This window comes from Bacillus sp. SIMBA_008, from assembly GCF_046535495.1.
GTDB classification, from domain to species: domain Bacteria; phylum Bacillota; class Bacilli; order Bacillales; family Bacillaceae; genus Bacillus; species Bacillus subtilis.
Genome location: NZ_JAWRWL010001384.1, coordinates 1 through 231, shown reverse-complemented (window position 1 = coordinate 231; position 231 = coordinate 1). Strand labels below are relative to the sequence as shown.

Annotated in this window: 1 pseudogene; it reads left to right on the top strand. The window is 27.7% G+C overall.

Annotated elements, in window-relative coordinates:
• A pseudogene (locus SB658_RS27995) lies at positions 1-231 on the top strand (flippase); the annotation flags it as partial.

Here is a 231-nt window from a genome sequence, read left to right as displayed (position 1 = left end):
ATTAGTACTATCAACATTCTTAAATCATTTTATTAGTTTTATATATGTGAAACGCCAAGTTAAATTTGATTTTTCTAACTTAACGATTATTCCGCATTTAAAACCTTTAGTATTAGTCGTTATTTTTTCAAATGCCAATATTTTATATACACAATTAGATCGACTTGTCTTAGGTGCATACGCAGGAAAAATTGAAGTCGCTTTCTATGTTATGGCTTTCCAAATTATGAC